Source organism: Streptomyces sp. NPDC091209 (genome assembly GCF_044757755.1).
Classification (GTDB): Bacteria; Actinomycetota; Actinomycetes; order Streptomycetales; family Streptomycetaceae; genus Streptomyces.
The window spans coordinates 1-1,850 of the sequence record NZ_JBIVVR010000033.1 but is presented as its reverse complement, the minus strand read 5'-3'; the positions used below and the strand labels follow the sequence as shown (position 1 = coordinate 1,850).

The 1,850-nt window shown below is 57.2% G+C and carries 1 rRNA gene; it reads right to left on the bottom strand.

What is annotated here, in order from left to right:
- Positions 1–21: 21 nt before the first annotated feature.
- Positions 22–1,850, bottom strand: a 23S ribosomal RNA gene (locus ACIQRL_RS40805); the annotation flags it as partial.

Genomic DNA, 1,850 nt, shown 5'->3' with positions numbered 1-1,850 from the left:
ACACAGTGGACGCGAGCAACTGAGGACAAGCCCTCGGCCTATTAGTACCAGTCACCTCCAGCGGTTACCCGCCTTCCAGATCTGGCCTATCAACCCAGTCGTCTACTGGGAGCCTTAACCCCTCAAAGGGGGTGGGAATACTCATCTCGAAGCAGGCTTCCCGCTTAGATGCTTTCAGCGGTTATCCCTCCCGAACGTAGCCAACCAGCCATGCCCTTGGCAGGACAACTGGCACACCAGAGGTTCGTCCGTCCCGGTCCTCTCGTACTAGGGACAGCCCTTCTCAATATTCCTACGCGCACAGCGGATAGGGACCGAACTGTCTCACGACGTTCTAAACCCAGCTCGCGTACCGCTTTAATGGGCGAACAGCCCAACCCTTGGGACCGACTCCAGCCCCAGGATGCGACGAGCCGACATCGAGGTGCCAAACCATCCCGTCGATATGGACTCTTGGGGAAGATCAGCCTGTTATCCCCGGGGTACCTTTTATCCGTTGAGCGACGGCGCTTCCACAAGCCACCGCCGGATCACTAGTCCCGACTTTCGTCCCTGCTCGACCCGTCGGTCTCACAGTCAAGCTCCCTTGTGCACTTACACTCAACACCTGATTGCCAACCAGGCTGAGGGAACCTTTGGGCGCCTCCGTTACTCTTTAGGAGGCAACCGCCCCAGTTAAACTACCCATCAGACACTGTCCCTGATCCGGATCACGGACCCAGGTTAGACATCCAGCACGACCAGAGTGGTATTTCAACGGCGACTCCACACGGGCTGGCGCCCGCACTTCACAGTCTCCCACCTATCCTACACAAGCCGAACCGAACACCAATATCAAACTGTAGTAAAGGTCCCGGGGTCTTTCCGTCCTGCTGCGCGAAACGAGCATCTTTACTCGTAGTGCAATTTCACCGGGCCTATGGTTGAGACAGTCGAGAAGTCGTTACGCCATTCGTGCAGGTCGGAACTTACCCGACAAGGAATTTCGCTACCTTAGGATGGTTATAGTTACCACCGCCGTTTACTGGCGCTTAAGTTCTCAGCTTCGCCAAGACGAATCTTGACTAACCGGTCCCCTTAACGTTCCAGCACCGGGCAGGCGTCAGTCCGTATACATCGCCTTACGGCTTCGCACGGACCTGTGTTTTTAGTAAACAGTCGCTTCTCGCTGGTCTCTGCGGCCACCCCCAGCTCACCGAGTAAATCGGATCACCAGTGATGGCCCCCCTTCTCCCGAAGTTACGGGGGCATTTTGCCGAGTTCCTTAACCATAGTTCACCCGAACGCCTCGGTATTCTCTACCTGACCACCTGAGTCGGTTTAGGGTACGGGCCGCCATGAAACTCGCTAGAGGCTTTTCTCGACAGCATAGGATCATCCACTTCACCACAATCGGCTCGGCATCGGGTCTCAGCCTTGATGTGTGACGGATTTGCCTATCACACGGCCTACACCCTTACCCCGGGACAACCACCGCCCGGGATGGACTACCTTCCTGCGTCACCCCATCACTCACCTACTGCAGGTCCGGACCGTCGGCTCCACCACTCCCCCTTGCCCGAAGGCTCCGGGGCGGCTTCACGGACTTAGCATCGCCTGGTTCAATGTTTGACGCTTCACAGCGGGTACCGGAATATCAACCGGTTATCCATCGACTACGCCTGTCGGCCTCGCCTTAGGTCCCGACTTACCCTGGGCAGATCAGCTTGACCCAGGAACCCTTAGTCAATCGGCGCACACGTTTCTCACGTGTGTATCGCTACTCATGCCTGCATTCTCACTCGTGAACCGTCCACCACTGCCTTCCGGCGCGGCTTCACCCGGCACACGACGCTCCCCTACCCATCACA